This window comes from Paenarthrobacter sp. 10N417 (assembly GCF_056394745.1).
On the sequence record NZ_JBFTIL010000003.1, the window covers coordinates 1 to 26563 of the forward strand.

28 protein-coding genes are annotated in these 26563 nt (G+C 61.6%); 14 read left to right on the forward strand and 14 right to left on the reverse strand.

Annotated elements, in window-relative coordinates; genetic code table 11:
- Positions 1-119 (reverse strand): transposase (locus tag AC1DCM_RS04330; RefSeq protein WP_477517623.1); only part of this gene is annotated, 119 nt, incomplete at its 3' end.
- 136 nt (positions 120-255) lie between these two features.
- On the opposite strand from AC1DCM_RS04330, the gene mscL reads away from it, so the two are divergent.
- The 7 genes from mscL (at position 256) to AC1DCM_RS04365 (ending at position 7387) form a co-directional block, all read left to right on the forward strand.
- Entirely contained in the window at positions 256-708 is a 453-nt protein-coding gene (mscL, locus tag AC1DCM_RS04335; RefSeq protein ID WP_442004813.1) for a large conductance mechanosensitive channel protein MscL, read from the forward strand.
- Between the two features lie 196 nt (positions 709-904).
- Positions 905-1804: an amino acid-binding protein gene (locus tag AC1DCM_RS04340; RefSeq protein WP_477517420.1), complete on the forward strand. Its 900-nt coding sequence runs from the start codon at positions 905-907 to the stop codon at positions 1802-1804.
- Positions 1805-2177: 373 nt separating this feature from the next.
- Positions 2178-3527: an MFS transporter gene (locus tag AC1DCM_RS04345; protein ID WP_442017300.1), complete on the forward strand. Its 1350-nt coding sequence runs from the start codon at positions 2178-2180 to the stop codon at positions 3525-3527.
- Positions 3528-3630: 103 nt separating this feature from the next.
- Complete coding sequence (locus AC1DCM_RS04350; RefSeq protein ID WP_477517421.1) at positions 3631-4314, forward strand: GntR family transcriptional regulator; 684 nt, start codon at positions 3631-3633, stop codon at positions 4312-4314.
- On the forward strand, positions 4311-5174 hold the full coding sequence (locus AC1DCM_RS04355; protein ID WP_477517422.1) for an aspartate/glutamate racemase family protein: 864 nt from the start codon (positions 4311-4313) through the stop codon (positions 5172-5174). The genes AC1DCM_RS04350 and AC1DCM_RS04355 overlap by 4 nt, the downstream gene beginning before the upstream one ends.
- Before the next feature lie 27 nt (positions 5175-5201).
- Entirely contained in the window at positions 5202-6641 is a 1440-nt protein-coding gene (locus tag AC1DCM_RS04360; protein ID WP_477517423.1) for an amidohydrolase family protein, read from the forward strand.
- 8 nt (positions 6642-6649) lie between these two features.
- Positions 6650-7387, forward strand: coding sequence for a maleate cis-trans isomerase family protein (locus tag AC1DCM_RS04365; protein WP_477517424.1), 738 nt, complete (start codon positions 6650-6652; stop codon positions 7385-7387).
- Here AC1DCM_RS04365 and AC1DCM_RS04370 read toward each other — a convergent pair.
- The 5 genes from AC1DCM_RS04370 to AC1DCM_RS04390 form a co-directional block, all read right to left on the reverse strand.
- Positions 7384-7740, reverse strand: coding sequence for a hypothetical protein (locus AC1DCM_RS04370; protein WP_477517425.1), 357 nt, complete (start codon positions 7738-7740; stop codon positions 7384-7386). The two genes, AC1DCM_RS04365 and AC1DCM_RS04370, sit on opposite strands and share 4 nt — an antisense overlap.
- A 117-nt stretch (positions 7741-7857) precedes the next feature.
- Positions 7858-8112 (reverse strand): hypothetical protein, encoded by a 255-nt coding sequence (locus AC1DCM_RS04375; protein ID WP_442004821.1) that lies wholly within the window; start codon positions 8110-8112, stop codon positions 7858-7860.
- A gap of 126 nt (positions 8113-8238) precedes the next feature.
- Positions 8239-9612: an NAD(P)(+) transhydrogenase (Re/Si-specific) subunit beta gene (locus AC1DCM_RS04380; protein ID WP_477517426.1), complete on the reverse strand. Its 1374-nt coding sequence runs from the start codon at positions 9610-9612 to the stop codon at positions 8239-8241.
- A complete protein-coding gene (locus AC1DCM_RS04385) occupies positions 9609-9944 on the reverse strand; it encodes an NAD(P) transhydrogenase subunit alpha part 2 (protein ID WP_442004823.1) in 336 nt (111 codons plus the stop codon). Before AC1DCM_RS04385 ends, AC1DCM_RS04380 begins: the two co-directional genes overlap by 4 nt.
- Positions 9944-11152, reverse strand: a complete 1209-nt coding sequence (locus AC1DCM_RS04390; RefSeq protein ID WP_477517427.1) for a Re/Si-specific NAD(P)(+) transhydrogenase subunit alpha — start codon at positions 11150-11152, stop codon at positions 9944-9946. Before AC1DCM_RS04390 ends, AC1DCM_RS04385 begins: the two co-directional genes overlap by 1 nt.
- Before the next feature lie 185 nt (positions 11153-11337).
- Here AC1DCM_RS04390 and AC1DCM_RS04395 point away from each other — a divergent pair, with 185 nt between their 5' ends.
- The 3 genes from AC1DCM_RS04395 to AC1DCM_RS04405 all read left to right on the forward strand — a co-directional run bounded on the left by AC1DCM_RS04395 (position 11338) and on the right by AC1DCM_RS04405 (position 13095).
- The gene (locus AC1DCM_RS04395; protein WP_442004825.1) at positions 11338-11949 is read left to right on the forward strand and encodes an NADPH-dependent FMN reductase; all 612 of its coding nucleotides are present in this window, start codon (positions 11338-11340) and stop codon (positions 11947-11949) included.
- A 115-nt stretch (positions 11950-12064) separates the two neighbouring features.
- Positions 12065-12466, forward strand: a complete 402-nt coding sequence (locus tag AC1DCM_RS04400; protein WP_477517428.1) for a hypothetical protein — start codon at positions 12065-12067, stop codon at positions 12464-12466.
- 104 nt (positions 12467-12570) lie between these two features.
- Positions 12571-13095, forward strand: coding sequence for an SRPBCC domain-containing protein (locus tag AC1DCM_RS04405; RefSeq protein WP_477517429.1), 525 nt, complete (start codon positions 12571-12573; stop codon positions 13093-13095).
- Positions 13096-13173: 78 nt separating this feature from the next.
- Here AC1DCM_RS04405 and AC1DCM_RS04410 read toward each other — a convergent pair whose 3' ends face one another.
- The 4 genes from AC1DCM_RS04410 to AC1DCM_RS04425 form a co-directional block, all read right to left on the reverse strand.
- A complete protein-coding gene (locus tag AC1DCM_RS04410; protein WP_477517430.1) occupies positions 13174-14061 on the reverse strand; it encodes a nucleotidyl transferase AbiEii/AbiGii toxin family protein in 888 nt (295 codons plus the stop codon).
- Positions 14058-14732 carry a type IV toxin-antitoxin system AbiEi family antitoxin domain-containing protein gene (locus tag AC1DCM_RS04415; protein ID WP_477517431.1) on the reverse strand — a complete coding sequence of 225 codons (675 nt, stop codon included), beginning with the start codon at positions 14730-14732 and terminating at the stop codon, positions 14058-14060. The genes AC1DCM_RS04410 and AC1DCM_RS04415 overlap by 4 nt, the downstream gene beginning before the upstream one ends.
- Positions 14733-14945 (reverse strand): DUF4177 domain-containing protein, encoded by a 213-nt coding sequence (locus AC1DCM_RS04420; RefSeq protein WP_477517432.1) that lies wholly within the window; start codon positions 14943-14945, stop codon positions 14733-14735.
- A 92-nt stretch (positions 14946-15037) separates the two neighbouring features.
- Complete coding sequence (locus tag AC1DCM_RS04425) at positions 15038-15745, reverse strand: HAD family hydrolase (protein ID WP_477517433.1); 708 nt, start codon at positions 15743-15745, stop codon at positions 15038-15040.
- A gap of 104 nt (positions 15746-15849) precedes the next feature.
- On the opposite strand from AC1DCM_RS04425, the gene AC1DCM_RS04430 reads away from it, so the two are divergent.
- Together AC1DCM_RS04430 and AC1DCM_RS04435 are read left to right on the forward strand one after the other, a co-directional pair.
- Positions 15850-16491 carry an NADPH-dependent F420 reductase gene (locus AC1DCM_RS04430; protein ID WP_477517434.1) on the forward strand — a complete coding sequence of 214 codons (642 nt, stop codon included), beginning with the start codon at positions 15850-15852 and terminating at the stop codon, positions 16489-16491.
- A gap of 245 nt (positions 16492-16736) precedes the next feature.
- Positions 16737-17519 (forward strand): VOC family protein, encoded by a 783-nt coding sequence (locus AC1DCM_RS04435; protein ID WP_477517435.1) that lies wholly within the window; start codon positions 16737-16739, stop codon positions 17517-17519.
- A gap of 50 nt (positions 17520-17569) precedes the next feature.
- Here the strand turns inward: AC1DCM_RS04435 and AC1DCM_RS04440 are convergent, their stop codons facing one another.
- Positions 17570-18454: a PaaX family transcriptional regulator gene (locus AC1DCM_RS04440; protein WP_477517436.1), complete on the reverse strand. Its 885-nt coding sequence runs from the start codon at positions 18452-18454 to the stop codon at positions 17570-17572.
- 218 nt (positions 18455-18672) lie between these two features.
- Between AC1DCM_RS04440 and AC1DCM_RS04445 the strand changes: the two genes are divergently transcribed.
- Complete coding sequence (locus tag AC1DCM_RS04445) at positions 18673-20742, forward strand: glycosyl hydrolase (RefSeq protein WP_477517437.1); 2070 nt, start codon at positions 18673-18675, stop codon at positions 20740-20742.
- Here AC1DCM_RS04445 and AC1DCM_RS04450 read toward each other — a convergent pair.
- Positions 20739-21953, reverse strand: a complete 1215-nt coding sequence (locus AC1DCM_RS04450) for an ROK family transcriptional regulator (protein WP_477517438.1) — start codon at positions 21951-21953, stop codon at positions 20739-20741. The two genes, AC1DCM_RS04445 and AC1DCM_RS04450, sit on opposite strands and share 4 nt — an antisense overlap.
- 110 nt (positions 21954-22063) lie before the next feature.
- Between AC1DCM_RS04450 and AC1DCM_RS04455 the strand changes: the two genes are divergently transcribed.
- Positions 22064-22891 (forward strand): LacI family DNA-binding transcriptional regulator, encoded by an 828-nt coding sequence (locus tag AC1DCM_RS04455; protein WP_477517439.1) that lies wholly within the window; start codon positions 22064-22066, stop codon positions 22889-22891.
- 89 nt (positions 22892-22980) lie between these two features.
- On the opposite strand, the gene AC1DCM_RS04460 is transcribed toward AC1DCM_RS04455, so the two are convergent.
- Both AC1DCM_RS04460 and AC1DCM_RS04465 read right to left on the reverse strand, forming a co-directional pair.
- Positions 22981-25161, reverse strand: a complete 2181-nt coding sequence (locus tag AC1DCM_RS04460; protein WP_477517440.1) for an alpha-galactosidase — start codon at positions 25159-25161, stop codon at positions 22981-22983.
- An 18-nt stretch (positions 25162-25179) separates the two neighbouring features.
- Positions 25180-26451 (reverse strand): ROK family transcriptional regulator, encoded by a 1272-nt coding sequence (locus AC1DCM_RS04465; protein WP_477517441.1) that lies wholly within the window; start codon positions 26449-26451, stop codon positions 25180-25182.
- Positions 26452-26563 lie beyond the last annotated feature (112 nt).

Sequence of the window (26563 nt, forward strand, 5' to 3'; positions counted from 1 at the left end):
ATCTCCTCGGCGACCTGTTTCACCGACCGGTTCGTGGACAAAACAAGCCGCACAGCATCCTCACGGAAAGCCGCATCGTATTTTCTTCTGGGCGTGGTCATCTGAACTGAAGCTCCCATCAAGCTGTCTCACAAAACCATACGACCGCACCCGGCATCCCTCTCTCACATCACGTTGACACCCTTTTGAAACCTTGGAGTGGTAGTTTGTTCTCTGCTTGAGCCAGACACCCGCACCCAATCGGAGGACATTTCCATGCTTAAGGGTTTCAAGGACTTCATACTTCGCGGCAACGTGATCGAACTGGCTATTGCCGTGGTCATCGGCAGTGCGTTCACCGCACTCGTTGCGGCTTTCACCACCAACATCATCAACCCCGTCATCGCGGCTGCGGGCGGCGTGAACGCCGACGGTCTGGGCTTCCGGATCTGGCAGGACAACCCCGCTACGTTCATCAACTTTGGTGCCGTGCTCACGGCAATGGTGACCTTCGTGATCACCGCCGGAGTGGTCTACTTCATCTTCGTAGCGCCCATGAACAAGATCAATTCAATGGTCAAGAACCGCCTCTCCACCGAGGAACCCGAAGAAGAGCCACTGCCGGCTGACACCGCCCTCCTGGCCGAAATCCGCGACCTCCTGAAGGATGCAGCGGCCCATCGTGGCACCGGACGGGGTTCGGATCTGGATTCGGATTCCGTCCACTAAGACAAATTCCCCGAGCGCTCCTTCCCGGTTGCTTCACATAGCCCGGCGTTCTCCCCGCGAGAACGCCGGGCTTTTGCGTTGCCAGCGTGGTGCGGGCAGGTAGTAAGTGGGCAGGAATTCAGCCGTTCGACGCCAGTAACCAGAAACGTGACGCGCAGGCAACCCTCACGAAACAGGCGTCGGGCAGCATGAAATCATGAAGCCCAAAGCGAGCTCTCCCGTCACCGCGGACCTCCGATGCGATGTCTGCGGACAGTTGCCCGAACCACCCAAGGCCCGGCTCACCCTGGCCAACATCGCGGTGATGCTTCCCATTGAGCTGCTGGTTCACGCCGCGGTTGTGGAAACTCATCTCCCCTATGTGGCCAAGGTCCTGCTCCTGACCGTGACTGCAACAGTGCTGGTTATCTGGGTGGCCGAACCGTCGGCCGCCAAGGTCCTCCGCCGCTGGTTGCATGCCCCTGCCCTCCGCCAGCGGCACAAGCTACATGCGGCCCCGTCTTTGTGGCGTGCTCGGGTCACGCTGCGGGACCAACCCGGTTCCCTGCAGAAAATCACCCAGTCCCTGGCCAAGCTGGAGACGAATATCCTCAGCATTCACGTTCACCCGATGGACGGCCCGGCTCGCGACGGATCAGAAGTCTCGCAAATAGTGATGGATGAGTTCGTCCTCTCCGCTCCGGGGGAGGTCACCGAACGTGAACTGCTGAAAGCGCTCGACGACGGCGGCGGGCGTGAGTCCCACGTGTGGCCTACCACGGCACTCGCCATGGCTGATGGCCAAACCAAGGCGCTGAGCCTCGCCACCCGTATTGCCGGGAATCCGAATGAGCTTCCACACGCGGTCGCCGAACTGCTGTCCGCGAAAGTAGTTCCCAACGATCCAGAGAATCCGGCACCCGAGGCGAGTGCCGGCGTCGGGCCTTCAACGGACATCCTCAAGATTCCAACAGCATGGCATGGACCTCTGGTCTTCTCCCGCCCAGGCGAGCCATTCACCCCGGCCGAGTCGGCTCGCGCGCACCGGCTTGCTGAGCTCGCGGAGATTTTGGCATACAGTCCTGACACATCCCCAAGCTCGGCATACCAGCGCTAATCAGCACCCCTTCCCAGTTACCGCCCCGAAAGCCCGGAATTTCCCAGGAAAGGCCGGGTTTTCGCGCGTCCGTGCAGGAGTAACCGGGCAGGAGCGTTCGCCCGCCAGCCCGCCCAGTCACATTCCGTTTCCAGATTGGGTATACCAAAACTCTTGACCGTGCCGCCCGTCACATCTAACTTAGATTTTGGGATCCCAAAACGGGATCCCAAATAGACCCGCTACCGGCTGCGGCCCCCGCCACCAAAAGGGCAGGGATCGCAACAGTTGCCGCCGGCACGGATCCAGCTGAAGCGATATCGCGCCCCGGCTCATCCCCCAAAGACATACCCCAAGACATTCCACCCCTGTTGACTCCTCTGAAGGAGAAGCTGTGTCTCCCCAAAACACCCAACTGGCAACCCAGGAAAACCAGGAAAACGAGCCCAAAACCGGCAAGGACGGCGTGCAGCGACGCACCAACGTCCGCTGGAAGCTCTTCATCCTGCTCCTGGTCCTTGTCTCGGTCAACTACATTGACCGTGGATCCATCTCCGTAGCCCTGCCCATCATCCAGAAGGAATTCAACCTCCCGCCCGAGCTTGTGGGGCTTCTGTTGTCGGCATTCTTCTGGACCTATGCCCTGATGCAAATCCCCGTCGGTCTGTTGATCGACAAGTTTGGCCCACGCAAAGTGGTCACCGCATCCTGCATTGGCTGGGGCGCCGCTACCGCCGCCTCGGGTTTCGCCGGCGGATTCCTCAGCATGTTCATCGCCCGCCTGGGCATCGGCGTGACGGAGGCAGGCGTCATGCCTGCCGGCGGTAAGCTCAACGCCATCTGGATGCACAAGAAGGAACGTGGCCGTGGCGCCACCATCCTCGACGCCGGTGCTCCGCTGGGTGCTGGCCTCGGCGGCATCCTCATCACTTGGTTGATTGCCTCCACCGGCAGCTGGCGGATGTCCTTCATCATCGCCGGCGCCCTCACGATTCTCATGGGCCTGGCCGTCTGGTGGTACGTCCGCGACAACCCCCGTCAGCACAAGAGTGTCAACAACGCTGAAGCTGACTACATCGAGGCTTCACACGCCGAGGACGACGCTGAAGCTGCCAAGGAAGGTGCGCAAGGTAAGCGCGCCCTGCTGCCCTACCTGAAGTTCCGTTCCTTCTGGGCAATGTGCTTCGGCTGGCTCGGCTTCAACGGCGTGTTTTACGGCCTGCTCACCTGGGGCCCGCTGTACCTGGCTCAAGCCAAGGGCTTCGATCTGAAGACCATCGGCTGGTCCACGTTTGTGATCTTCGGCGCCGGGTTCGTCGGCGAAATCCTCGGTGGCATCATCGCCGACAAATGGCGGGCGTCCGGTGCTTCGGCCAACCGGGTCATGCGCACCCTCCTGGGTATCTCCAGCGTCGTAGTGGTGGGCGGCCTCGTAGGCGTCACGGTCGTCGCAGACCCGATCACCGCCGTCGTGCTTCTCTCGGTAGTCCTGTTCTTCCTGCGCTGGGTTGGCCTGTTCTGGTCCATCCCGTCCATCCTGGGCGGTCGCACCAATGCCGGCGTGCTAGGCGGGGCCATGAACTTCAGCGGCAACATCGCCGGATTCGTCACCCCGATTGTGGTAGGCCTGATTGTCGGGGCCACAGGCTCTTACACCTGGGCTCTGCTGTACTTTGTTGGATCCGCCGTAATCATGGGCATCTCCGTCCTGGTCCTGGATTACAACAAGCGACTCCCGGTCTAACTCGCCTGACCGGGCCGGCCGGACGGTCCTGAACCGCCGGATGGCCGGAAGCCCACCTGGTCGCCGGGCGCACTGCCTCACACATCACGAAATGGAGCTGGAAATGCTAGCCGCAGAAGACACGAACATCGCTGACCGCCCCCTCCGGGAGTCAGTGCGTGACACGCTCCGTTCCAGGATTTTTGAGGGGCACTATGCGCCCGGCACCAGGCTGGTGGAGCGCGACCTCGCCGCCGAATTCAACGTCTCCCGACTGCCCATCCGCGAAGCACTGCGCATGCTGCGGCAGGAAGGACTTATCCGGGACCGCGCCGGCCGTGGTTCCGAAGTCAGCGGCCTGAGCCCCAAGGATGTGGAGGACCTCTTCGACGTCCGTCAATCCTTGGAAGTCCTCGCCTGCCGGCTGGCCGCCAAGCGGGCCACCACCCAGAATCTTGAACACCTCGCCGGCCTGCTGGATGAGGCCGATCGCTGCCTGGCCAAGGGCTCCATCCTGGAAGCCCACCGCGCCAACAGCGATTTCCACGATGCCATCACGGCAATCGCCAACAACGACTTTCTCCGCTCCGCGCTGGAACCACTCCAGGGTCGCATGCACTGGCTGTTCCGCCACGTCAGCGATCTCCCGGAACTCATCCAGGAACACCGCGACCTGTACGCTGCTATCGCCAGTGCTGACCCTGACCGGGCCGCTCTCCAATCGGCGTCGCACATCGGCAAGTACCGCGAACAGTTCCCCGAGGATTCCAGCCACACTGAGCCCAAACTGCAACGGAAAAAACCATGAGACTCCTGGTCATCAACCCCAACATCAGTGACGACGTCACAGCCCTGATCGAGGCCGAGGCCTTGCGCTCAGCCGGGCCGGACACCGAATTGATCGTTCGGACTGCCGGGCACGGCGTCGAATACATCGAAACCCGCTTCGAGTCGCTCATCGCGGCCGGCGCAGTGGCTGAGCTGATCGCCGAATACGCGCACGACGGCGGCGCCAGCCTTGGGCGGGAACGCGACAGCGCCGCTGTGGACGGCGTCGTTGTGGCTGCTTTCGGAGATCCAGGAATGCCTGCGCTGAAGGAACTCGTTGACGTACCGGTCATCGGTATCACGGAGGCGGCACTGTGCGCTGCGGCCTTGCAGGGCCACCGGTTCTCGATCATTGCCATCTCGGATCGTATCCAGGCCTGGTACCTGGACTGCGTGGAACGCTTCGGTTTTGGCGGCCGTCTCGCTTCCATCCGCTCCATCAACCAAAGCTTGAACTCGATAGGGTYGGTGCAGGCAGACTTCAAGGAAACCCTGCTGGCGCTCAGCCGGCAGGCCGTCGCTGAGGACGGCGCCGACGTCGTGATCCTTGCCGGTGCGCCGCTCGCAGGGCTTGCCCGGGAGCTCGAAGGACAGATCCCCGTGCCCGTGGTGGACGGCATTTCCGCCGGGATCCGCATGACGGAGGCCGTGGTCGCGTTGAAGTCCGGCGTTCACCGGCGCGGCTCGTTCGCAGCGCCACCGGTCAAGCTACGGCAGGGTCTTTCGGAAAACCTCGACGCTGCCCTGACCGGTGCTCAGTCCGCGGCCCAGTCAGCAGCCCACTCCGCGCACCTCTCCTCCGCGCCGGTTCCGGCATCGCCCGCCCTCCCGTCCCGCTAAAAACTTCCAAGAACAAGGAGGACAACGATGTCCCACTTCCCCGATCTCGTCATCGCCAACGGCACCGTCGTCAACAGTTTCGGCAGGCAAGCCGCCCATGTCGTAGTCGACGGCGGACGCATCGTCCAGCTCGTTGACGCTGCCGAACCCATTCCCGCGGCCGCACGAACCATTGAAGCCCATGGCCAGTTGGTCATCCCCGGCGGCATCGACGGCCACTGCCATGTTGCCCAAGTGACGGGCCGATTCCGCACTTTGGATGACTACCGGACCACATCAACGGCGGCGCTCTGGGGCGGCACCACCACCATCATCGATTTCGGCATCCCCCGCGATGCACAGGAGACTCCGCTCGAAGCGGTCCTGAACAAGAAGCGCCTCGCCACCGAATCCCGCTGCGATGTTGCCCTGCACGGCGCTGTTGTCACGTGGGATGAGACGGTTCCGTGGCAGCTCGAGCAGCTTGCAGCCGAGGGCGTCAGGTCCGTGAAGATGTACACCACCAATCGCGGCTCAACCATGGCCGATGGTGACACCATCCTGAAGGTCATGCGCGAGATGGTGCGCCTGGATGGCCTCACGTACGTCCATGCAGAGCACGATCCCATCATCACCGACTGCACTGAGCAGCACGCCTCGGACGGCCGCATCGGCATCGAGCATCTGCACCGCACGAGGCCCGAGCTTGCCGAAGAGATCTCGGTCAAGGAAACCCTGGCCATGGCTCAGTACACCGGAGCGCCCGTCTATTTTGTCCATCAGTCGACTCCGGGTGCCGTGGACCTCGTGGCCGAAGCCCGCGAGAGCGGCCAGGAGGCGTACTCGGAGACGTGCCCGCACTACCTGACCTTGGACGACACCGTCTATGGTTCCGCGTTCCCGGAATGGTACGCGTGCTGCCCGCCGATGCGCAGTGCCGAAACGGTGGCCGCTTTGAAGGATCGGCTTGCTGCCGATGCCATCCACACAGTTTCTTCGGACCATTCCTGCTACGACCTCTCCCAAAAACTCGAGCGCACGGACGATGTCCGCTACATGCCGCACGGCCTCCCCGGCGTGGAAACCCGCATGCCCGTGACGTTCACGGCACTGGTCACGGAGTCGGGCGGCTCTGTGGAGGACTTCGTTGAGGTTTTCTCCGCAGGTCCCGCCAGGATCAATGCAGTCCCGCGAAAGGGCGCGATCGTGGAAGGCTTCGATGCCGACATCGTGATCTTCGATCCCGCCTCACAGCAAACGGTCGACGGCGGTGCGTTGCACATGGGGACGGATTTCTCGCCTTTTGAGGGGAAGACACTCAGCGGCTGGCCCGCAGTGGTGATCTCCGCGGGACGGGTGGTCCTTGATGAAGCAGGTTTCCACGATCCCGGGCCGGTGGGTCGCTTCGTGCCCCGCAATGGCTTCACGGAACACCGCGACGCCCTCTCCGTTCCCGTCATTCCTTCTGCCGAATCCCTTAGCGCTTAGGAGCAACCATGCCTTCAAACAACCGCCCCATCCGCATCGGCATGATCGTGCCGTCCTCCAACACCTGCCTCGAGCCGCAGACTTACCGGATTCTTGGCGACCGCCAGGATGTAACCATCCATTCAACCCGCATCCCCGTCACCCGGATTGCCTTGGACGACTCCTCGGACAAGCAATTCGATTCCTCCGTGATGCGCGCCGCCGCCGAGTTGCTGGCCACAGCGAACGTGGACGTTATTGCATGGAACGGCACGTCCGGATCCTGGCTCGGCGCTTCCCACGACCACGCCTTGGTCCGTGAGATCACCGACGCCACAGGCATACCGGCCACCACGTCCACGCTCGCCTACTTGGAGGCCTTCTCGTCCTTTGGCACCGAGCGAATTGGTCTGTTCACGCCTTACACCGCAGACGTGAATGAGGCCGTGATCGCGTCCTATGCCAAAGAAGGCATCAAGACGATCGATCACCGGCACCTTGATCTCACCGATAACGAATCCTTTGGCCGCGTTACTGATGAGGAAATGCTGCCGGGTTCATTGGAGCTGGCTGCAGCTCATCCCGATGCCTTGGTCTATTTGTGCACCAACCTCTATGGAGCCAACATCACAGCAGACGTGGAAGCCCGAACAGGCGTCCCGGTACTCGATTCCGTGGCAGTGACACTCTGGCATGCACTTAAACTTGCCGGAGCTCCATTGCTGGACCCGAAATGGGGGCGGTTGCTGGCTGACGCCGTACGCTAATCCTCGTTGTCCTCATCGATGCGTTCGAGCAGCTTGCCGAGCGCATCCCGGATATCGTCATAGTCGTTCTGCGCCGCACGGCTCTCGGCAGAGATGACCGCACATCTGTGGATCTTCTTGAAGTCGCCGAAGGGGAATTTGTAGTGGCCCTTTTGGTCATCCGGGTGATCGTCGTCCACACCGAGATACCACTTGGAATACTCCGCCTGGCCGTGCTTCTCCAGGAACTTATTCTCGTCCTGGGTGGACGGGGCATGCTCGCTCCAGTCATCCCGGACGTCCTTGACGATCTTCCCGTCGCGGATCAGGTGCTTCGCGTTGTCGAATGCTTTCTTGTTGAGTTTGACGGTCATGGCGCAACCTCGCTTAGATGTGGCGGTTCGGCATGGGTTGGGTAACTCGTACGGTTCAGCTTAGGACGACGGCGGATGGCCGGGAAGGGTGCGAGGCCGGGCACCCCGGCTTTGTGCTCAGGTGATGAGCCGTACCCGAAGCCCTGTTCCGGCTTCCTTCATGACAAGCCGACGGTTGGTTGCTCCCTCTTGTTTGAGCCATAAAACGTCGCCGTCAGCGGTCACCGCTTCCACCAGGCCTTGGTCCACGATCTTGTTGCCGCGCCAGATTTGAACGTCCAGGCCAACGAGTGGCCTCCAATCTGTCACCCTCTTGCTTTGTGGTTTGTCGAAGCGGGAATCCGGCGTCGAATCCTTCATATCGTCTTGCAATCGATGACTCCTAGCCATGCATCTTTCTGCAGTCGCCTTTCTGGGCAGACTTCTGTTTAAAAGATGTGGCTTCACCAGTCGGAACGTGACGCAAAATTAGGGCCCGAAATTAGAGGGCCGATCCTCCTAGAGCGCCTTTACTGCGCCCAACACCTTGGTCAATGAATCCTTTGCGTCGCCGAACAGCAACGTGGTCTGGGGCTCGTAGAGAAGTTCGTTTTCTATGCCGGCGAATCCAGGACGCATGGACCGTTTGAGGAATACCACCTGCCGGGCGTCAGCTACTTCCAGGATTGGCATTCCGTAAATCGGCGAGCCGGAGGTGGTCTTGGCTGCAGGGTTCACTACGTCGTTGGCACCCACCACCAAAGCAACATCGGCCGTCTTGAACTCCGGGTTGATATCGCTCATTTCCTTCAGCGAGTCATACGGCACGTTTGCCTCGGCCAGTAGGACGTTCATGTGCCCGGGCATGCGTCCGGCAACAGGATGGATGGCGAAGTCCACCTCTGTCCCGCGTGCCTCCAAAGCCAAGGCCAACTCAGCGGCCGTGTGCTGGCCTTGCGCCACGGCCAAGCCGTACCCGGGAACGATAATCACCCGCTGGGCGTACCCGAGCAGCACCGCAACATCCTCCGGGCTGGAGGATCTGACCGGGCGCTCACTAACCGCAGTGGACCCAGCCGTGGAGCCACCCTTGAAGGCACCGAACATGATGCCCGCAACGCTGCGGCCCATTGCGGCGGCCATGGCCCGAGTGAGGATGGTGCCGGACGCCCCAACCAGGGTGCCGGCCACCACCAGGAGTACGTTGCCCAGCACCAATCCGGATGCGGCCACAGCCAATCCGGTGAAGGCGTTGAGCAGCGAGATGACAATAGGCACGTCGGCGCCACCCACCGGGAGGACCAGCAGGATACCGGTCACTAGCCCAAGAATCAGCAGCGCCAGCGCGAGCAGCAGCGAACCGTTCAGTATCACCACAACCCCTGCGCCCACTGCCGCCAGCAACACCACGGCCATGAGCACAGGCAAGCCCGGGAACGTCACCGGCCGGGTGGTCATCAGCCCCTGCAGTTTGGCAAACGTAACTCCAGAACCGGCGAAGGAAACGGCCCCGACGAGCAGCGTGAACACAATGGCCAGGCGGACCCACGCATCGCCTGTATGCGAGAGCTCCAGCAATGCCACGAGCGCGGCAGCGCCCCCGCCCACACCATTGAACAGGGCCACGAGTTGGGGCATCTGCGTCATCTGAACGCGCCGTGCCACGGGTGCGGCCACCACCGATCCCAGAGCTATTGCCCCAACGATCCACGGAACGTTGTCCAGCTTCACCGAGACGAACACTGTGACGACAGCCAACAAGGCTCCGAACGCCCCAATGAGGTTTCCACGCCGTGCCGTCCGCGGTGAGTTCAGACCTTTAAGCGCCAGGATGAAACAGGCTGCGGCCGCGAGATAGAGGAGAGCTGTCCAGGTGGGATCCAGAAGAGTCACCGGCCGAGCTCCTTACCCGCATGATCCTCGGATGAAACAACTGGCGACGGCGGCCGTTGCCTCCCGCGGAACATCTCCAGCATGCGGTCGGTCACCACGAAGCCGCCCACAAGGTTGGCAGTGGCAAGGACAACAGCCAGCAGGGCGACCGCCAATACCCAGGGATCAGAGGCCTGGCCCGCGACAATGATGGCACCCACGAGGATGATTCCGTGGATCGCATTTGCCCCGGACATGAGGGGTGTGTGCAGGGTGCTGGAAACTTTGGAGACGACCTCGAAGCCCACGAAAACTGCCAGTACGGTGATCGTCAGCAGACTCATGCCATCCATCAATGCGCTCCTTCACTGCCAGGGTTGGCCGCTGTGTGGGCACTGCCAAAGGGGCCGGTCTCACCCGCGAGCGCCGCGAGTGCCTCAGCTGTTGGCCCGTGCCGCACCTCGCCATCGTGAGTGAGGCAGGTTCCCGCCACAACCTCGTCTTCAAAGTCCGGGGCTACAACTCCGTCCCGGGTCATCAATGCGATCAGGTTGGCCACGTTCTTGGCGAACAAGCGTGAGGCATCGCCGGGCATCGCGGACGCTGGGTCCTTGAGCCCCACCAAGGTCACTTCGCCTTGCCCATCAGCGGTGGGGATGTGGATGTCCTGCCCGGGGATGCTGCCTTCCACGTTTCCGCCTGACTCTGCCGCCAGATCTACTACGACCGATCCTGGGCGCATCCCCTGGACCATTTCGCGGCTCACCAGAAGTGGTGCCCGGCGTCCGGGGACGGCAGCAGTGGTGATGAGGACATCTGCCTGCGCTACGTGCGGGGTCAGGAGCGCACGCTGCAAGGCACCCCTGTCTGCGCTGAGCTCGCGCGCATATCCGCCTGAAGCTTCGGCTGTTTCAAGGTCCAGCTTGATGAAAGTCCCACCCATGGAAGCCACTTCGTCTGCCGAGGCCGGCCTGATGTCATTGGCTGAAACACGCGCGCCAAGCCTTTTGGCAGTGCCGATCGCTTGGAGTCCGGCCACGCCTGCCCCCAGCACCAGGACTCGCGCCGGCGGAATAGTTCCGGCCGCGGTCATGTACAAGGGGAAGAACCGCGGCAGGCGCGTCGCGGCTTCAAGGACACAGCGGTATCCAGCCACCAGGGCCTGTGAGGTGAGGGCGTCCATGGACTGGGCCCGCGAGATCCGGGGAACCAGTTCCAGCGCAAAGGAGGTGATGCCACCTGCCGCGAGCGCGCGGACGGTTGGCAACTCCGACGACGGCGACCCCAAACCAACGGTGACTGAACCCGCGCGGAGAGCTCCCGCCGTCGACGGTTCCATGGGACGCACGTGGCAGTAAACGTCTACGGATCCGAGATCCAAGGACTGCACAACAGAAGCGCCGGCCTGCCGGTAATCATCGTCGCTGTGTCCGGAGGCAAGCCCCGCTCCGGACTCGATCTCAACATCAAGGCCCAACCCGGTCAATTGCTTGACCGTTTCGGGCGTGGCTGCCACTCTGCGCTCGCCGTCGAGTGCCTCGCGCGCTATGCCTGCTTTCACCCGCCACCCCTCTTCGGGAACTCTCCGGAACCAGTTGGCATGAGTCTATGGCCGCAAGGGTCCGGACGGGAGTAGGGGGGTGCGCTATGTGGACAAGTCCATTAGGGTCGGTGGAAGCTGGGGCAACCAGCGTCCACACCGTCGACGAGCCGGTTCCGGCCGTGCCGTCGGGAAGGAACGCCGCTATGGACACATTCAAAATCGGCTATTTCGTCGGAAGCCTCTCTAGTACCTCGATCAACCGGGTCCTCTCCAAGGCGCTCATCAGCGTGGCGCCTCCGGAACTGGAGTTCCATGAGATCGCCATCCGGGACCTCCCCTTGTACAGCTCCGACTATGACTCCGACTTCCCGCCTGCCGGCAGGGAATTGAAGGACGCGATCGCCGCATCGGACGGCATTCTTTTCGTCTCCCCCGAGTACAACCGCTCCATTCCAGGCGCATTGAAGAACGCCATCGACTGGGGATCACGGCCGTGGGGAAGCAACTCCTTCGCACGGAAGCCGACCGGCATTATCGGCGCGTCGCCTGGTGGCATCGGAACTGCGGTGATGCAGTCCTCCATGCGCAGCGTGCTCAGCTTCCTCGACGCGCCTCAGCTGAATGCCCCGGAGGCTTACATTCGCTTCGTCGCGGACGCATACGACGACGACGGCTCGGTTAAGGACGAAGGTACGGCAGGGTTGCTGCGGCACTATATGGAGGAATACAGCGCGTTTGTCCAGCGTGTCCTGGCAGCCAACGCTCCGGGCCATATCGGCGATCCGGAACCGGATTCGGCCAAGCTAACGCGCTAGCTCCTCGGGTGGGGTCGCCCCTTGTCTAGGGGCGACCCCATCCCATTTTCTTTGTTAGTCAGTATGCTTACTACTATGAGGATTCGCGGACACGCCCTATCCCACAGGAGAAACGATGCTTCGTAGATTAGCCCTGACAACGCTGGCACTGACCCTCTTCACCGGGTCCATGTTGTCCATCGCGGCAGCAGCAAACGCAGCAAACCCGGCCGCCCTGCAAGGCCACGTAGCTGCCACCACCTCCACACCGTCGGCCTCGCCCAGCAATCCTTCCGGCCCATCAACGGCGACACCCACAAACCCAGCTCCATCGTCCGGCGGGCAAACCACGTCCAACCCGGCAAGCAGCGGACCCGCGAACCCAGGGACCGGAGAGTCCCAACCCCAGGAACAAACCCGGACCGACGTCACGCCGTGGATCCTGGCAGCCGTTGCTGCGATCATCGTCATTGCGTTGATCATCTGGGCGGTTCGAGGACGCGGCCGGAATGAGGAAGTGCGGGACGAGGAACTCTAGACGGGGCCAGGCGCGGCCGTCAGGCTGTGATCAAACGCGGGAAGCAACTGCGGCCTGCCTCTGTTCCTACAGATACGTGATGAGAGAACAGAGAGTTGGCTGACATGACTGAGTTGGATGATGCGCACCCTTCCGACCAAACGAGTGGTGAGCAGCCTTCGGACGTGAGGCACGAGACTTTCAGTATCACGCGCGATTTCGATGCGAACCGGGCGGACCTCTTCGCCGTGTTCGCGGATGATCGGTTGCGCCGGCAATGGTTTCGGATGCCAGGAACGGGGTCCGTCTATGATCACGACTTCCACATTGGCGGCGGTGAGGAAGCGAGCAGCACTTTCGTCATGCTAGACGGGCAGGCCGAGAAACTGCGCAATCGTTCGCGCTACCTCGACATCATTCCCGATCGCCGGATCGTTTTCGTCTATGAAGCGATCGTGGACGATGTAACCCGGTGGGCATCGCTTGTAACAGTGACCTTGGCGGATGCGGAAACAGGGAGGAGCAAGCTGACCTGGACAGAGCAGGTCACGTTCCTCGAGCGAACCGGAGACGGCAGCGCTGACTTACCTCATCTGCGCACGGGGACGACCCTTCGCCTCAACGGGATACCGGGAGCCCTCAAAGCATAGTTTGGCGGTCGTAGAGCGATCCGTACCAGGTGCCGGACGCCGAAGCCCCCGAGCACCACGAGCTCCGAGGCTTTTGCGTCAATCTGCAGCGTTAGGAACTTTTCCTGCTGCCACGATCCGCGGAATGTATTCACCGTTCAGCCATTGGACGGCATCGCCGACAGTGGGAAGCACTACTTCCTCCAGGCCAAGGGCGGCATCGGCATATAGAGTGTCCCACTCCTTGGTCGATACTGCCATGGCTGGCCAGTCGTGTTGGCGCCGGAATCGGAAGAGCCGTTCCACCGTCTCGGCCACCAACACGTCATCGGCAAGGCCTGCCAACAGTTGCAAGTCCACCAGATCGTGGGCCCGCTGGCTTCCGGGTTCGGTACACGCATGCAGTTTCTGTGATACCTGATGGTGGAGGGGTAGGACAGGCACCGGATTCGGTCGAGGGAGCCCTAGGGCCATGAAGGTGTCGATCAATTCCGCCGAGAGTGCTGTCTCCGTGAGATCTCCGGTTGCTCCAAGCTCGTCGAAGCCGACTTCAAGCTCCACCGTCGTGAAGGACTTGTTTCGGTACTGCAGCTTCACCGCGAAAGGCTGCATGATGTAGGCGGTCGGCACGCTCTCTGGTGCGCGAGGAGTTCCCGGCACAACCGCACCGGTGAATCCTCCCCAACCAGCCGCAAGATTCTTTCGCAACTGCTCTTCAAAATTCTGCATGTTCCCGCGAAAGGCGGTGTCCAGATCAGGGGTTTGACGCGTGAGGTTCTCGCCAAGCCGTAGCTTTAGACCAGTGCCGCCCTTCACCGCTGATGGGGGCAGCATTTGGCACACCGCCAGGTTGGCTACTAGGGACTTGAGCTTGGCGACGGTCGAGTTCTCGGCCTTTGCGAGCTCTGCGATCCTGCCCTCTAAATACCGGACATTCTTGGGCGCAGTGATTTCCTCTGGCTGATTGTCGTTCGGTGGTGTGCTCAAGATGTTTCCAATTCTTTGATGACGCGGGCTGCGGCTGCTGAATCGAGCAGACCACGCTGCTCCGCTTTGCGGGCCGCATCGACCAGACGCTCAGTCATGATTCGTCCTCGAGAACCCAACAGGGCGCTTTCCACACCCATGGCTGGAATACCTTCAATGTAGCCGCTGTCCCAAAGAGGCACTTTCCGCTGTTCAATCTCGACCGTGTCCGGGAGCCGGCTGCGGACCCTCCGAGGGGTGACCACCCTGATTTTGCGGAGGTTGACCTGACCCAAGCCGTAGGCGGCGAGCACAGATTCGTCGGCGAGTACAGCTTCTTCTCCTCCGAGGGCTACGGCTTCAGCGAACTCGTCGAGGTTGCTCGAAGGGGCTTCGATCATCCGGTACACGCCGTGCCCTATGCGCCGCAGGGCTCCTCGCGCAGTCAATTTCCGGAGCTCCACGGGCGGTACTCCTGCTTCGCGCGCGTTGGCCACTGTGATGACGCCATGGGTGTCGTAGGCAAGTTCCCTCAGGATCTGCCGGTACGAACTAGTCAGCCTCACGGCAAAAGCGTACCGCTTTCGGTACGCTTGTGCCATCCTTGCGACCATTTTGGTCATCATCTCATCCTCGCCCGCAAGTCGGTCCACCATGGCCGTCCGAACGCCCAGCTTGTCGACGAAGTCCAATTATCCGAGGCGTTCGAACACCATCGTTGCCTGAATGCGGTCCCCGCCACCGATCATCCCCTTGCTCCCGCTGCTCGACGTGGTGATGGTGTGGAGCCGGTAGCCCTTCGCGGCCTGATCGTTGATGGCTTTCTCCAGGGAGGTCAGATTGCCCGAACCAGTTCCCAACAGTTTCTCCTTAAGGATCACTTGCAGGACGACATACTGCTGCATGACGCGACTTCCTTCCGTTGCTGGTCAATTGGGGGCAATGCTACTCAACCCGGTGGCGCGGGCGGCCACGCTTCTTAACCACTGAGCGTCTCTTAACCACTGAGCGTCGCCGCCGTCAGCCTTCCAATGGCGCTGCTTTCCAGATTCTCCAGCAAGTGCCGCGGATTGTCGTAGACCTCCGCGGCGCCTGCGTCACGCAGTTCTCCCTCGCTGATACCACCGCAGGTGAGGGCGATAGCGGGAACGCCAATTGCCGCAGCAGCCTTCACGTCCCAGACAGCATCGCCAACAAAGACGACGTCCGCTGGATCGAGTTCCAACTTCTTCAGGCACGCCAGGAGGATATCCGGGGCAGGCTTGCTTTCGTCCGCGTCATTGGAGCTGGTCCACGCGTCAATGGACCCACCGGCGTCGAGGAGCCGCCTGCTGACGTCAAGGTCGCGCTCTTGCGCTGACGACGCCAGCCCAACCGCCAGCCCGGAATCGGAGCAGGCTGCAAGGAGGTCCCTGGCGGAGTCGAAGGCGCGTAATGACGGCCAGAATGTCGAAAACACAGCTCCGTGCGCGGATTTCAATTCCTTTTGCATGTCTTCCGGACAGTCCGGAACCAGGTGCTGGACCAGCTTGTCGCCACCCATTCCGACACTGCGATGAATGTCGGAGATCTGGATGTCCAAGCCTTCGCGCCTGAAGGCCTGCCACCAGGCGAGGGCGTGGAAGTAGCTGGAGTCGATCAACGTCCCATCGACGTCGAAGAGGACACCGCGTTTCTTGGAGCTTGAGTTCGCTGGAGTAGACATTTAGTAAGCCTACTTATCACCGCCATTCACGGAAACTCTCGGCGCCCTTCGACATATTCCGTAACGCCGGAAATACGCGCCTGCAACATCTTGTTGGCGGGAGTATGACAACAATCGGAATCATCGGTGCAGGACACATTGGCAGCCAGGTTGCGCGCAAAGCCGTGGAACTTGGGTACGACGTCGTGATCAGCAATTCCAGGGGGCCGGAAACCCTCGCGGAACTGGTCACCGAACTCGGCCCGCGGGCCCGGGCCGCGACGGCGGCTGAGGCAGCAGCGGCAGGTGATTTCGCCGTCGTGACCGTTCCCCTGAAGAACTATCAGGACATCCCGGCGGGGCCTTTGGAAGGCAAGATCGTCATCGACACCAACAACTATTATTGGGAGCGCGACGGCCGTATTCCCGCGCTCGATAACGGCGAGACCACCACCTCGGGCCTGCTCCAGAAGCACCTGCCCACGTCCAAGGTAGCCAAGGGCTTCAACCACATCTTCGCCAAGGACATCACTACCGATGGCACCCCTGCCGGCACACCCAACCGCCGCGCATTGGCCACAGCCAGTGACTTCCCGGAGGCCGCCGAACTCGTGACCAAGCTGTACGACGAGTTCGGTTTCGACACCGTCAACATCGGGCCGCTCGAAGACAGCTGGCGCGTCGAGCGCGACCGCCCGGCCTACGTCATCCGTCAGAACGCGGACGAACTTCGCGACAACCTCGCCAAGGCGACGCGCACCGTCTGATAGACCGCACCATCTCACAACAGAACACGCACGACGGCGGCAGGCGGCTTACGCCTGCCGCTTCCTTTGTACTGGGCTGCTGTGGGACTACCGCTCCACGGGGGCGGCCACGATTTGGGGCCCGAATCGCATCACGAATTGGACGCTGGACGCACAAAGGGAGTGGCTGCCTCCCAGGAAGCCCGGCGCATAGGGCATTCCGGGAGGCAGCCGCGCCAATTAAGCCCCGAACCCAAGGAGTTGCTATGACTACCCAAACCGAGAAATGGCCTGCAGGAACACCCGCGTGGGTGGATCTGGGCGTGGATGATCTCCCTGCCGCCAAGGCCTTCTACACGGAGTTGTTTGGATGGGATTACCTCTCCGGAGACGAAGAAGCCGGGGGCTATCTACTGGCCCAACTGGATGGACAGGCTGTTGCGGGACTGGGCCCCAAGCAGGATTCCAACATGCCAACTGCCTGGACCACGTATCTGGCCTCGGACAATGTTGACACCACGTGCAAAGAAGTAGCGGCTGTTGGTGGCCAACTCATCGCTCCTCCCTTCGATGTAATGGATTCGGGGCGCATGGCAATTGCCGCGGACAGCGTTGGTGCAGTCTTTGGCATCTGGCAGGCGGGAAGCCATATCGGGGCAGAGCGCGTCAACGAGCACGGCACGTTGTGCTGGAACGAACTCCACACCCGCGATTATGCGCTGGCCCGGTCCTTCTATGCCGATGTTTTTGGCTTCACCTACCAGGACATCGACCAGGACGGATTCATTTACGCAACCGCCAAGCGGGCCACTGACGGCCGAGAAGTGGGCGGCATTCAGCACGACACCGAAATGGCCGAGGGCGCGCCGAATCACTGGCTGGCCTGGTTTGCCAGCGACCATGTGGATCGAACCGTCTCAACAGCTGTGGAACTCGGCTCTTCGGCCTTGGTGCCAGTCATGGACAGCCCCATGGGTCGGATGGCAATCCTGCAGGCGCCCCAGGGAGAAATCTTCGGCGTCATCGACGCGCCCCGAACCAAGGACTAAACCCGGACCAAGGACTAAGCCGGGACTAAGGACTAAGCCCGCACCAACGGCTACGTCAGGACAGGGTCCAAGGCTTCGCTGATGACCTCATGGGCGTGTGCCGCGGCGAGCGGCGCGGCGAGGCGGTGCACCGCCTGGAAGGTTCGGCGGACTTCCGGCCCATGCCACTCTGGCGGAAGGTAGTCCGTCGGGAGGTTGGGGTCCCGGTAAGGGAACTTGCGCCACAGGGTGAGCATCGGAATGTAGTAGCGGAAAGCGTCGCGCCGCACTTCGGCCGTGGAATCAGCCAAGGCCGCCTCAGGGTCGGTTCCCACAAGGTCAATCCACTGCTGCTCGGCGCCCCGGTAGATCTCAAGGAACTCCGTGAACTGTTCATCGAGTTCCTTGAGATCCCACCATTCGGAGATCTTGGGCCGCATGGGGCCATCGAAAACATAGTCGCTGCGGAAGAGGTCCACGAATTCGATCAGCCCGCTGGCAGTGAGGCGTTCGCGAGCCTGCTCCAGCTTGTGTGCCGGAGCGATCCATACACCGGAAGCCACGGACCCAAATCCCAGGCTGGACAAGGCGGACCTCAGCTGGTGCCGGCGGTTCCGCATCGACTCGGGCACGGAGAACACGGCGAGCACCCACGTATCCACGGGAGCTGGCTGTTCGGGGGCGAAGATCCGCCGATCACCTTCACGGAAGACGTCGCTCACCGATTCGGCAATCTTGTACTTGGCAATGCCGCTTTCGCGGACGCTCTTCAGGACACCCTTTGCCTTAAGCCTGGAAACGGACGACCTCACACCTGGCGCGTCATAGCCGAGCGTACCGAGCATCGAAACCAGTGCGGAGACCGGCAGCGCATCACCGGCATTCCTGCCATAAAGACCGAAGATGGTGACCAGGAGTTGCTGATGGCGCACCGGGGGTGCCGGGACGGCGAACATTGAAGGACCCTCATTTCCGCGCCAGGTAAGGCGCCAGTCATGTTCATCATAGGTGCGGAACCATCAATGGCCAGGAAGGGCGGAGGCCATGGATAACCAAGGATAAGAAATGTCCTCCTTCACTCGTATTCAGAAATAACTTTACCAAGTTAAGTTAATCACCTAATGTGAGGGCGATGGCGATGCACAGCCGCATCCCCAAAGAAGACAGGACCACATTGAAACCTTCAAGTGAACTTCTTCGCCGCCTCCGTAAGTGCGGCGCGACCCTGCTCATAGCTGTCCTCGCAGCCTCAACCTCTACTGGCGCCATGGCCGTCACCCCGTCCACCGAAAGCAGTTCCGGCCCTCCGCAACGGCTTGCCCTCACAGATCCCGATGCAACTCCCCGTACCGCAGCGCTTTTTTCCTACCTGCATTCCCAACAAGGCAAAGGCATCCTGTTCGGGCACCAGCAGGACACAGAGTTCGGCGTGACGTTTCCCGCTGGGAGTGCCGACGGTTTTCAGTCTGATGTGAAGTCGGCTACAGGAGATCACCCTGCTGTCTTCGGCTGGGATTTCGGGCACGACGGCAACGGTTCAGCACCGGGCAGCCCAACGCCGGAGGAGAACCTCCAGCACACTCTGGAACTGGTCAAGGCGGCAGACAAAATCGGGGGTGTCCAGACCTTCTCGGCCCATATGGACAACTTCGTCACGGGCGGCGCCTTCAACGACACCGACGGCGGAGTGGTTCCGCGGATCATGCCGGGGGGCGATAAGAACCAGCAATTCACTGACTACCTGGACAGAATAGCCCGACTCGCAAAGGCGGCAGTTGCCGATGACGGAAGTGCAATCCCCATAGTGTTCCGTCCTTTCCACGAAAACGCCGGTTCCTGGTTTTGGTGGGGCGCCGCCCACGCCTCATCCGCCCAATACATCGAGCTGTTCCGCTACACCGTTGAGTACCTGAGGGACATCAAGGGTGTCCACAACTTCCTGTACGCATATTCACCAGGCGGTGGATTCAGCGGAACCAACGATGTCTTCATGCGCACGTATCCTGGCGATGACTTCGTGGACGTCCTCGGATACGACAACTACGACAGCTCCGGCGGCTCCCAGCAGTGGCTGGATGGACTCGTGGCGGACCTCGGCATGATCTCCCGCCTCGCTGATGAACGAGGGAAAGTGGCAGCACTGACAGAATTCGGTGTCAGCGGGGCCCTCAAAGCCAATGGGCAGAACCCGGATCCCAGCTGGTACAGCCACGTGCTCGCCGCCCTCAAAGCCGATCCTGCCGCCAGGAGGATGGCCTGGATGCTGACATGGACCAACTACGGTACTGATCAATTTTTCGTTCCGTACCCGGCTACGGGCCAGCTGGCGGAGCACGAAATGCTGACGGATTTCCGTGCCTTCGCAGCAGATGACTTCACAGTGTTCAGCAAGGACGCCTCTTGGAGTGACGTATGGCAGCGAAAGGTCAAGACGTTCAGCCACGCCCCTGCAATGCACGTGGTGTCACCTGTTGATGGGTCACGGATTACGGAGACGGAAACCACCGTCCGTGTCCGTGTCAGCGACGCAAAACCCAAGACTGTGTGGTTCACGTGGGGCGATGACCAAACCACACACCCACTGGCTTACGACGCGGAGTCAGGCTATTTCACCGGCACATTGACTGTGCCTGAAACTGCCTTGGTGAACCAGCGGACCAGCTTTGCCGTTACAGCGGAGCTGCCGGGGAAGGACCCGCTCACGGCACAGCAGCAAATCGTCCTCGGCGCAAAGCCTCCAGCGGCTCTCGGAGTGGTGGACGATTTTGAAGGGTATGCCGACGACCACGAACTTCGTGCCACATACAGCGCGGTGGGAGCCAACACCATCTCGCTTTCCACCAGCCCTGTTGGAAGTGGAGAACGTTCGTTGCGGTTCGACTACGACTTCAGATTGCAGAACTACACGGGAATCACCCGACGCATTGATGGTGACTGGTCAGGCTTCAACGCACTGTCCTTGTGGTTGCGGCCGGACGGGTCCCAGCAAAAGCTGGTTCTCCAGCTGGTCTGCGGCGGCGTCGCCTACGAGGCTTACCCATCCCTCAGCGGCACGGAAGGGCAAACCATCAGTATCCCCTTTGCGGATTTCCGGCCAGCACCTTGGGATACGGCAAATGCTGAGCGGCGTATCACCGCCGAAGACCTCAAGGACCTGTCCCAGTTCAATGTATTCATCAACCAAGTACCTGAAGGGCATTCCACCAACGGGACGATTTACCTGGACGAGCTGAAGGCTGGCTAAGCGGGCTGGGGAACAACGGGCTGGTTCAGGCTCTGCTGGAGCATGAGGGCGGCAGCGCCAACGGATGCAGCATCAGTGACCTGACTGGACAACCTGACTGTTACCCCATGCTTGGGCGAGGCAAAGGCTTCCTTGCGGAGCCGCTGCTCCACCACCGGCAGGTAGAGCGATCCTGCAGTCGTAAACGATGGGCCCGCGAACGTCACAGAATCCAAATCGAGGATATTCACCAACGCGAGTACTGCATCAGCCACGAAATCCGCGGACTCCCGGACAAGTTCCATGGACAAGGGGTCACCATGGACGGCTGCCGTTGCAATGGCTGCGAAGTCACTGAAGGGATCGTTGTCCTTGGTGAGTTTTGCCGTCGTCGTCCGTCCGCCTGAAACGGCGGCCCTGGCTCGTTCGGCAACAGCTCGTGGTCCCGCGACTTCCTCCAGCGTTAGCCCTGCTCTTCGGTCCCCTTGGAAACGTACGCTTCCAAGGGGACCGCTGTTTGAGCTGGCACCCCGGTAAAGTGCTCCCGATATCAGCAACCCGGCGCTGATACTGGCGCCCATGTAAAGCGTGCAGTGTGCGGTGGCGTTGGGTATGGTGCCGCTCCAAAAGTCGCCCATTGCCGCAGCAGTGGCAACATTGTCCAGCAAGGCAGGCAAGCCCGAGGCCTTCCCCAGCGCTTCGCGGACAGGGAATCCCTGCCACAACGGGAGGCTGGGAGAAACCAGTATCGAGCCGGAGTCAACGTCCAGGGCTCCCGGGGCCACCAAGCCGATGCCGGCCACGACGCTCCGGTCCACGTTCGCCAGACGGAGCAGGACGGTCACATGGTCAGCCACGTCTTCAACCACTTCCTCCGGAGTTCTGGACCGCGCACCCCTGACGCGCGTCCGCGCCAGGACAGAACCTGCCGCATCCGTTACAAGGACCACGATCCAGTCCGCACCGAGCTGAACCCCCACGCTGCAGCGGGCCCGTGGATTCAGCCCGAGAAGGACCCGGGGCTTGCCTTTGGCCCCGGTGTAGGTGCGCTCCCCGGTCTCCACCAAAAGCCCCTCCACCAGCAGGGACCGGACAAGATTGGAAATGGAAGCCTGCGTCAGGCCCGTTCGCTCAGCGAGTTCGACCCGGCTGACTGGACCCTCGGCCCTGACCCGGTCAAGGATCAGAGCCCTGCTGGTTGGCGTGATGGACGAGGAATGCAGGACGGTCATGGACGCTTCAGGGCTCGGCTCATGTGCTAAGTATTGCCGGTCAAAGCCATACTTAGCACATGGACAACGTCGCATCGGCAAGCCCCCGGCCACCACGATTCGGGGTTGCAGTGCAAAGCAAGAATGGCCCCCACGGCACGGATCCGTTCTTTGAGGAACTGTTGACCGGCATGGAAGAGGCCTTGGACCGGCACGGAGCGACGGCCTTCCTGCGCCAATTCAGTTCCTATCAGGAGGAGCTGAACGCCTATCCGCAATGGGCCCAAAGCGGTGACGTGGATGTGGTGGTAATTGTGGACTCCCAAGACGATGACTCCCGCGCGGAGCGGTGCTTGGAGCTCGGGTTGCCCGTGGTCATACTGGGCGGCCCACCGACCGCCGGCGCATCCTTGGTGGACGTGGATAACTCCGGAGCCATGGAGATGGCCGTGGACTTCCTCGCGGGTTTGGGCCACAAAGTGATCGGACGTGTTTCCGGACCGGGACACCTTCACCACACAAAGTCCAGGAGCACGGCCTTCAATCAGGCTGTTGCCCAACGTAACATCAAAGGTCTGTCTGCAGAGGGCGACTATTCGGCTGAATCGGGTCGGCAACGAACTCGGGAGATACTGTCGGCAGCCGAGCCTCCCAGTGCTGTGATCTACGAAAACAGCATGATGGCAGTAGCTGGATTGGGCGCAGTTCAAGACCTGGGCTTGAACGTACCTGAGGACGTTTCCTTGCTCGCCTGGGATGACGGGCCCAACTGTCGTCTCGCCTCTCCACCCCTTTCGGTCATCAGTCTGGACGTGTATGAACTGGGGCAGACGGTGGCGGACGTATTGATGAAAACACATGCCGGGGCGGTCCAGACCGTGGTGCACGTACCCACTGGCCGCATAGTGCGGCGCGGCAGTACGTCGGAATGGCCGGGTACGGGGCCTGCACCTTCATAGGGAGACCCCGCACCCGTACCGGGCGCCTAAACCACGGGCGTCAAAACCACACGGCGCCTAGACCGCCGGGCGCCAAAACCACCAGGCGGCTAGACGCTTTGCACGTGCAGAACCAGCGCTTGGGCTGGCCACAGCAAGGGAATCTGCAAGCCTTCCCGGACAAGGACACTCCCCGGAAGCGTCACTTCACCTGCTGACACCCAAGGCGGCGTGATCCAGCCGCGGCGGGCCTCGCCCAATTCCTTGCGAAGCCGGACGCGATAGCGCGTGGAAACGTCCAATCCGTGCAAACGAACCTTCTCCGGCAGGGCGTCTTCCAGAGTCGCCACTGAGGCGATGGTCCACACTCCCTCGCTCTTATCCGGAAGGACGGCTCCCGTCACCCGCAAGGCAGGGTCCAGGACATCGCCGTGTACCGACGTTCCTGTATGCAGCACGTGACGGAGCTCTTTGTATAAGGCAGCGAAGCCCCGCACAGTCTTAAGCTCTTCAGGGCTGCATTCCAGGAGGTTCCACTCAAAGCCTGCGGAGCCCATCAAGCTGGTGGCGGCCCGGTAAGAGAAGTCCACGGTCCTGCCTGAACTATGGGAAGTGGTGGGTCCAACGTGGCCTCCCACCATTTCCGGGGGCAACAGCAACTGGGTCCACCGCTGGATGTCCTGCCGCTCCACAGCGTCATTGGAGTCCGAGGCCCAAACCCTGTCCGCGAACTCCAGAATGCCCAGGTCCGTCCTCGCCCCTCCGCTGGAACAGGACTCGATTTCCAGGCCAGGGTGGGTTTCCTTGAGCTCACGTATCAGCCGGTAGGCCGCCAATGTGTGCTCATGGGTGCCCGGCTTCCCAGGTCCGCCCACCGTGCCCGCATGTACAGGTTCCACGAGGTCCCGGTTGTGGTCCCACTTGATGAAGTCGATTCCAAGCTCATCAATGAGCGCGCTCATTTGACCGCGGATGTGCTCATAGGCGCCGGCGTTGGCCAGATCCACAACAAATTGCGTACGCCAGGACAAATCGTTCGGAGACTGCCAGACGTGGTCCGGATTGTGCAGCAGCCAGTCAGGATGCTTCCTTGCAAGATCCGAGTCCAGGTTCACCATTTCGGGCTCGAACCACAGCCCGAACTGCATTCCAAGCTCATGGACGCGTTTCGCCAAAGGACCCAGTCCCTGGGGCCAAACAGCGTGATCCACTGTCCAGTCTCCCAATCCCTTGGTGTCGTCACGCCTGGCCATGAACCAACCGTCATCGAGGACGAACCTTTCGACTCCAACTTCGGCAGCGCGTTCCGCCAACCGTGTCAGCGTGGCCGGGTCGTGGTCGAAGTACACGGCCTCCCAGGTATTCAGCACCAAAGGCCGGGTGCTGGCCGGGTGCTGCTCCCGCGAGCGCAGGGATTGGTGGAAGCGGGAAGACAAGCCATCAAGCCCGGCATCGGACCACGCGAACCATGCCTTAGGTGTGCTGTAGCTTTCGCCAAGTGCCAACCGCATTTCGCCCGCACGCAGAAGTTCGCCGGCCCCCAGCAGCGTGACCGATTCGGTCATCCGGTCCGTGCGGTACGTGCAGTCGGCGCTCCAGCCCAAGTGGACGGCCCACATCTCCCCGGTCCGGTTCTTAGGCTTATCAAGGCTCGCGATTTCCAGGTGCGGAGCATCATGTCCGCCACGGCCGCGCCTTGTTTCCCGGCTGACCGCACCCCTGGGCATCCCGATCGTGAAGGGCGCTTTCTCCCGCGTCCACCGACCGGAAAACGAGGTCAGCCAGTCTGCGGTCTTCGGCACGGGCATGGTTGCTTCCAGCCAATGGACGTCAAGGGCGGCCGCTCCTTGGTTCACCAGGCGGTGCACCACCGTGACCACCCCGCCTGGCGTCAAGGCAAGCGCGCTGTGAATTTCCAGACCGTTGGCGATGTCAGCGGCAGTGACTTCCACCTCGTAGTCGCTGGCATCGACGTCGGTTACCGTCCACCGCGGAAAGACCGGCGCGCCCTCCCGGGTGACTACCAACCCGGGTCGACCTGCCCAGCCATCACCTTCCTGCGGCAGAATGCTGAGCTGCCACGCGGCGTCGAGCGTTCCGGGCGGCGTTTGGCGAGCGCTGGCAAGCACCAAAGCGTCGAGGTCACCGCTCTCCAAGGGCCCGATGTCCGCACCCCAATGCAGGACGGAGGGCAGGCCCGTTGGCAGATGCCTAAGGACGAGGCTGACGCCATCGCGGCGCAGCATGGTGAACTGCTGCACCTGCTGCAAGGGCTCTAAAAGTTGGGACATGCGTTCCTCCGGGATCGTTCAGGGGTTGAGGCTGGCAAATTGTTGATGGTTGTGTCCGTGAAAGTACGACGGCGGAACGGGCTTCCGCTCCTTGGTGGCGCTGGCCGTTCGGAGTACCTGCAAAGAGCCTCCGATGGCGGCTGCGAGCGAACCATGCGAGGACAGGACGACGTCGATTGGCTGCAGCTCGCGGTTGAAGGCGGCGGCGTTGACGGTTGCCGAGATCGTGTCGCGGATGAGCGGGCCGGCCGCCGAGAAGGCTGGCCCGGCAAGCACCACTGTGCTGAGGTCGAAGAGGTTCACCAAGGTCACTGCGGCCTGTCCTAGCCCGCGTGCCGCGTCCTGGAGCAAAAGCCGGGCAGGGGCATCACCGGCCATCGCCGCCGATGAAATGAGTTCAAAATCGTTGAGCGTTTCCGCGGGATTGTCCTTGAGTCCCAAGCGGTCACGTAGCGCCACGTCCCCCACGGCCTTGGCCACTACAGCAGCTGCGCCGCAGAGATTCTCCACGCATCCCCTGTTGCCGCATTCACAGAGCGGTCCGTCTGCGTCGAGGGTGATGTGGCCAATCTCCACCGTGTTGGAGCCACTTCCGCGATATACCTCCCGGTTCACTACGGCTCCGCCACCCAGGCCACTTGCCATGTAGATCACTCCGAAAGAATCGGCGGCGACGTCCCCTAGCCATTGCTCGCCTATCGCGGCAGCAGTGGCATCGTTCTCCAGGATCACGGGCAGTCCAGTGAGCCGTGACAGCGACGGGACGAGCGGATGGCCGTACCACTGCGGACCGGGACGGGGCGCAAGAAGAGTGCCCTTGATCCTGTCCTGCGGACCGTGCGTGACAAGGCTTATTCCGAGCACACTCTCGAGCGGCACCTCCTGGACCTCAAGGAGTTTGTGGATGTGGGCAGCAAGAATCTGAAGCATCTCTTCAGGGCTGTGGCTCCCTGATCCTTGGAGCGTCTTTTCTGCCACCAAGCGCCCGGTGAAGTCGGCGAGAACCACGGAGCTGGTGCATCGATCCATTTGGACCCCCACTGCGTAGTGTGCTTGAGCCCGGAGCCTGAGGAGCCGTCTGGGCTGCCCACCTGTTGAGCGGGACTGCCCCACCTCCCGCACCAGGCCGTCGTCGAGCAGTTCGCGGATCACGTTGGTGATAGTGCCCGGCGTCAGGCCCGTGGCACCTACCAGTTCCACCCGGCTGACCGTTCCCCGAGTGCGCATGATGTCCAGCAACCTGGCCCGGGTTGATGGGCCCGGCGGTGGATGCGGCGTAATGGTCCTCACCCTTCTCCTCTTCAAATCTGTAACAGTGGCTGGGTTCATAATAACTTGACTGACTTAATTTAATCACCTAACTTTTTCATAGGTCGTGATCCACGGCACATAAAAACCCCAG

Coding starts and splice junctions, on each gene's coding strand:
- AC1DCM_RS04405 (WP_477517429.1), top strand. CDS start 12,571: ATGACTGAGTTGGATGATGCGCACCCTTCCGACCAAACGAGTGGTGAG.
- AC1DCM_RS04440 (WP_477517436.1), bottom strand. CDS start 18,454: ATGTTCGCCGTCCCGGCACCCCCGGTGCGCCATCAGCAACTCCTGGTC.
- AC1DCM_RS04395 (WP_442004825.1), top strand. CDS start 11,338: ATGGACACATTCAAAATCGGCTATTTCGTCGGAAGCCTCTCTAGTACC.
- AC1DCM_RS04420 (WP_477517432.1), bottom strand. CDS start 14,945: ATGCAGCAGTATGTCGTCCTGCAAGTGATCCTTAAGGAGAAACTGTTG.
- AC1DCM_RS04365 (WP_477517424.1), top strand. CDS start 6,650: ATGCCTTCAAACAACCGCCCCATCCGCATCGGCATGATCGTGCCGTCC.
- AC1DCM_RS04370 (WP_477517425.1), bottom strand. CDS start 7,740: ATGACCGTCAAACTCAACAAGAAAGCATTCGACAACGCGAAGCACCTG.
- AC1DCM_RS04400 (WP_477517428.1), top strand. CDS start 12,065: ATGCTTCGTAGATTAGCCCTGACAACGCTGGCACTGACCCTCTTCACC.
- AC1DCM_RS04385 (WP_442004823.1), bottom strand. CDS start 9,944: ATGGATGGCATGAGTCTGCTGACGATCACCGTACTGGCAGTTTTCGTG.
- AC1DCM_RS04460 (WP_477517440.1), bottom strand. CDS start 25,161: ATGTCCCAACTTTTAGAGCCCTTGCAGCAGGTGCAGCAGTTCACCATG.
- AC1DCM_RS04430 (WP_477517434.1), top strand. CDS start 15,850: ATGACAACAATCGGAATCATCGGTGCAGGACACATTGGCAGCCAGGTT.
- AC1DCM_RS04360 (WP_477517423.1), top strand. CDS start 5,202: ATGTCCCACTTCCCCGATCTCGTCATCGCCAACGGCACCGTCGTCAAC.
- AC1DCM_RS04350 (WP_477517421.1), top strand. CDS start 3,631: ATGCTAGCCGCAGAAGACACGAACATCGCTGACCGCCCCCTCCGGGAG.
- mscL (WP_442004813.1), top strand. CDS start 256: ATGCTTAAGGGTTTCAAGGACTTCATACTTCGCGGCAACGTGATCGAA.
- AC1DCM_RS04435 (WP_477517435.1), top strand. CDS start 16,737: ATGACTACCCAAACCGAGAAATGGCCTGCAGGAACACCCGCGTGGGTG.
- AC1DCM_RS04450 (WP_477517438.1), bottom strand. CDS start 21,953: ATGACCGTCCTGCATTCCTCGTCCATCACGCCAACCAGCAGGGCTCTG.
- AC1DCM_RS04340 (WP_477517420.1), top strand. CDS start 905: ATGAAGCCCAAAGCGAGCTCTCCCGTCACCGCGGACCTCCGATGCGAT.
- AC1DCM_RS04425 (WP_477517433.1), bottom strand. CDS start 15,745: ATGTCTACTCCAGCGAACTCAAGCTCCAAGAAACGCGGTGTCCTCTTC.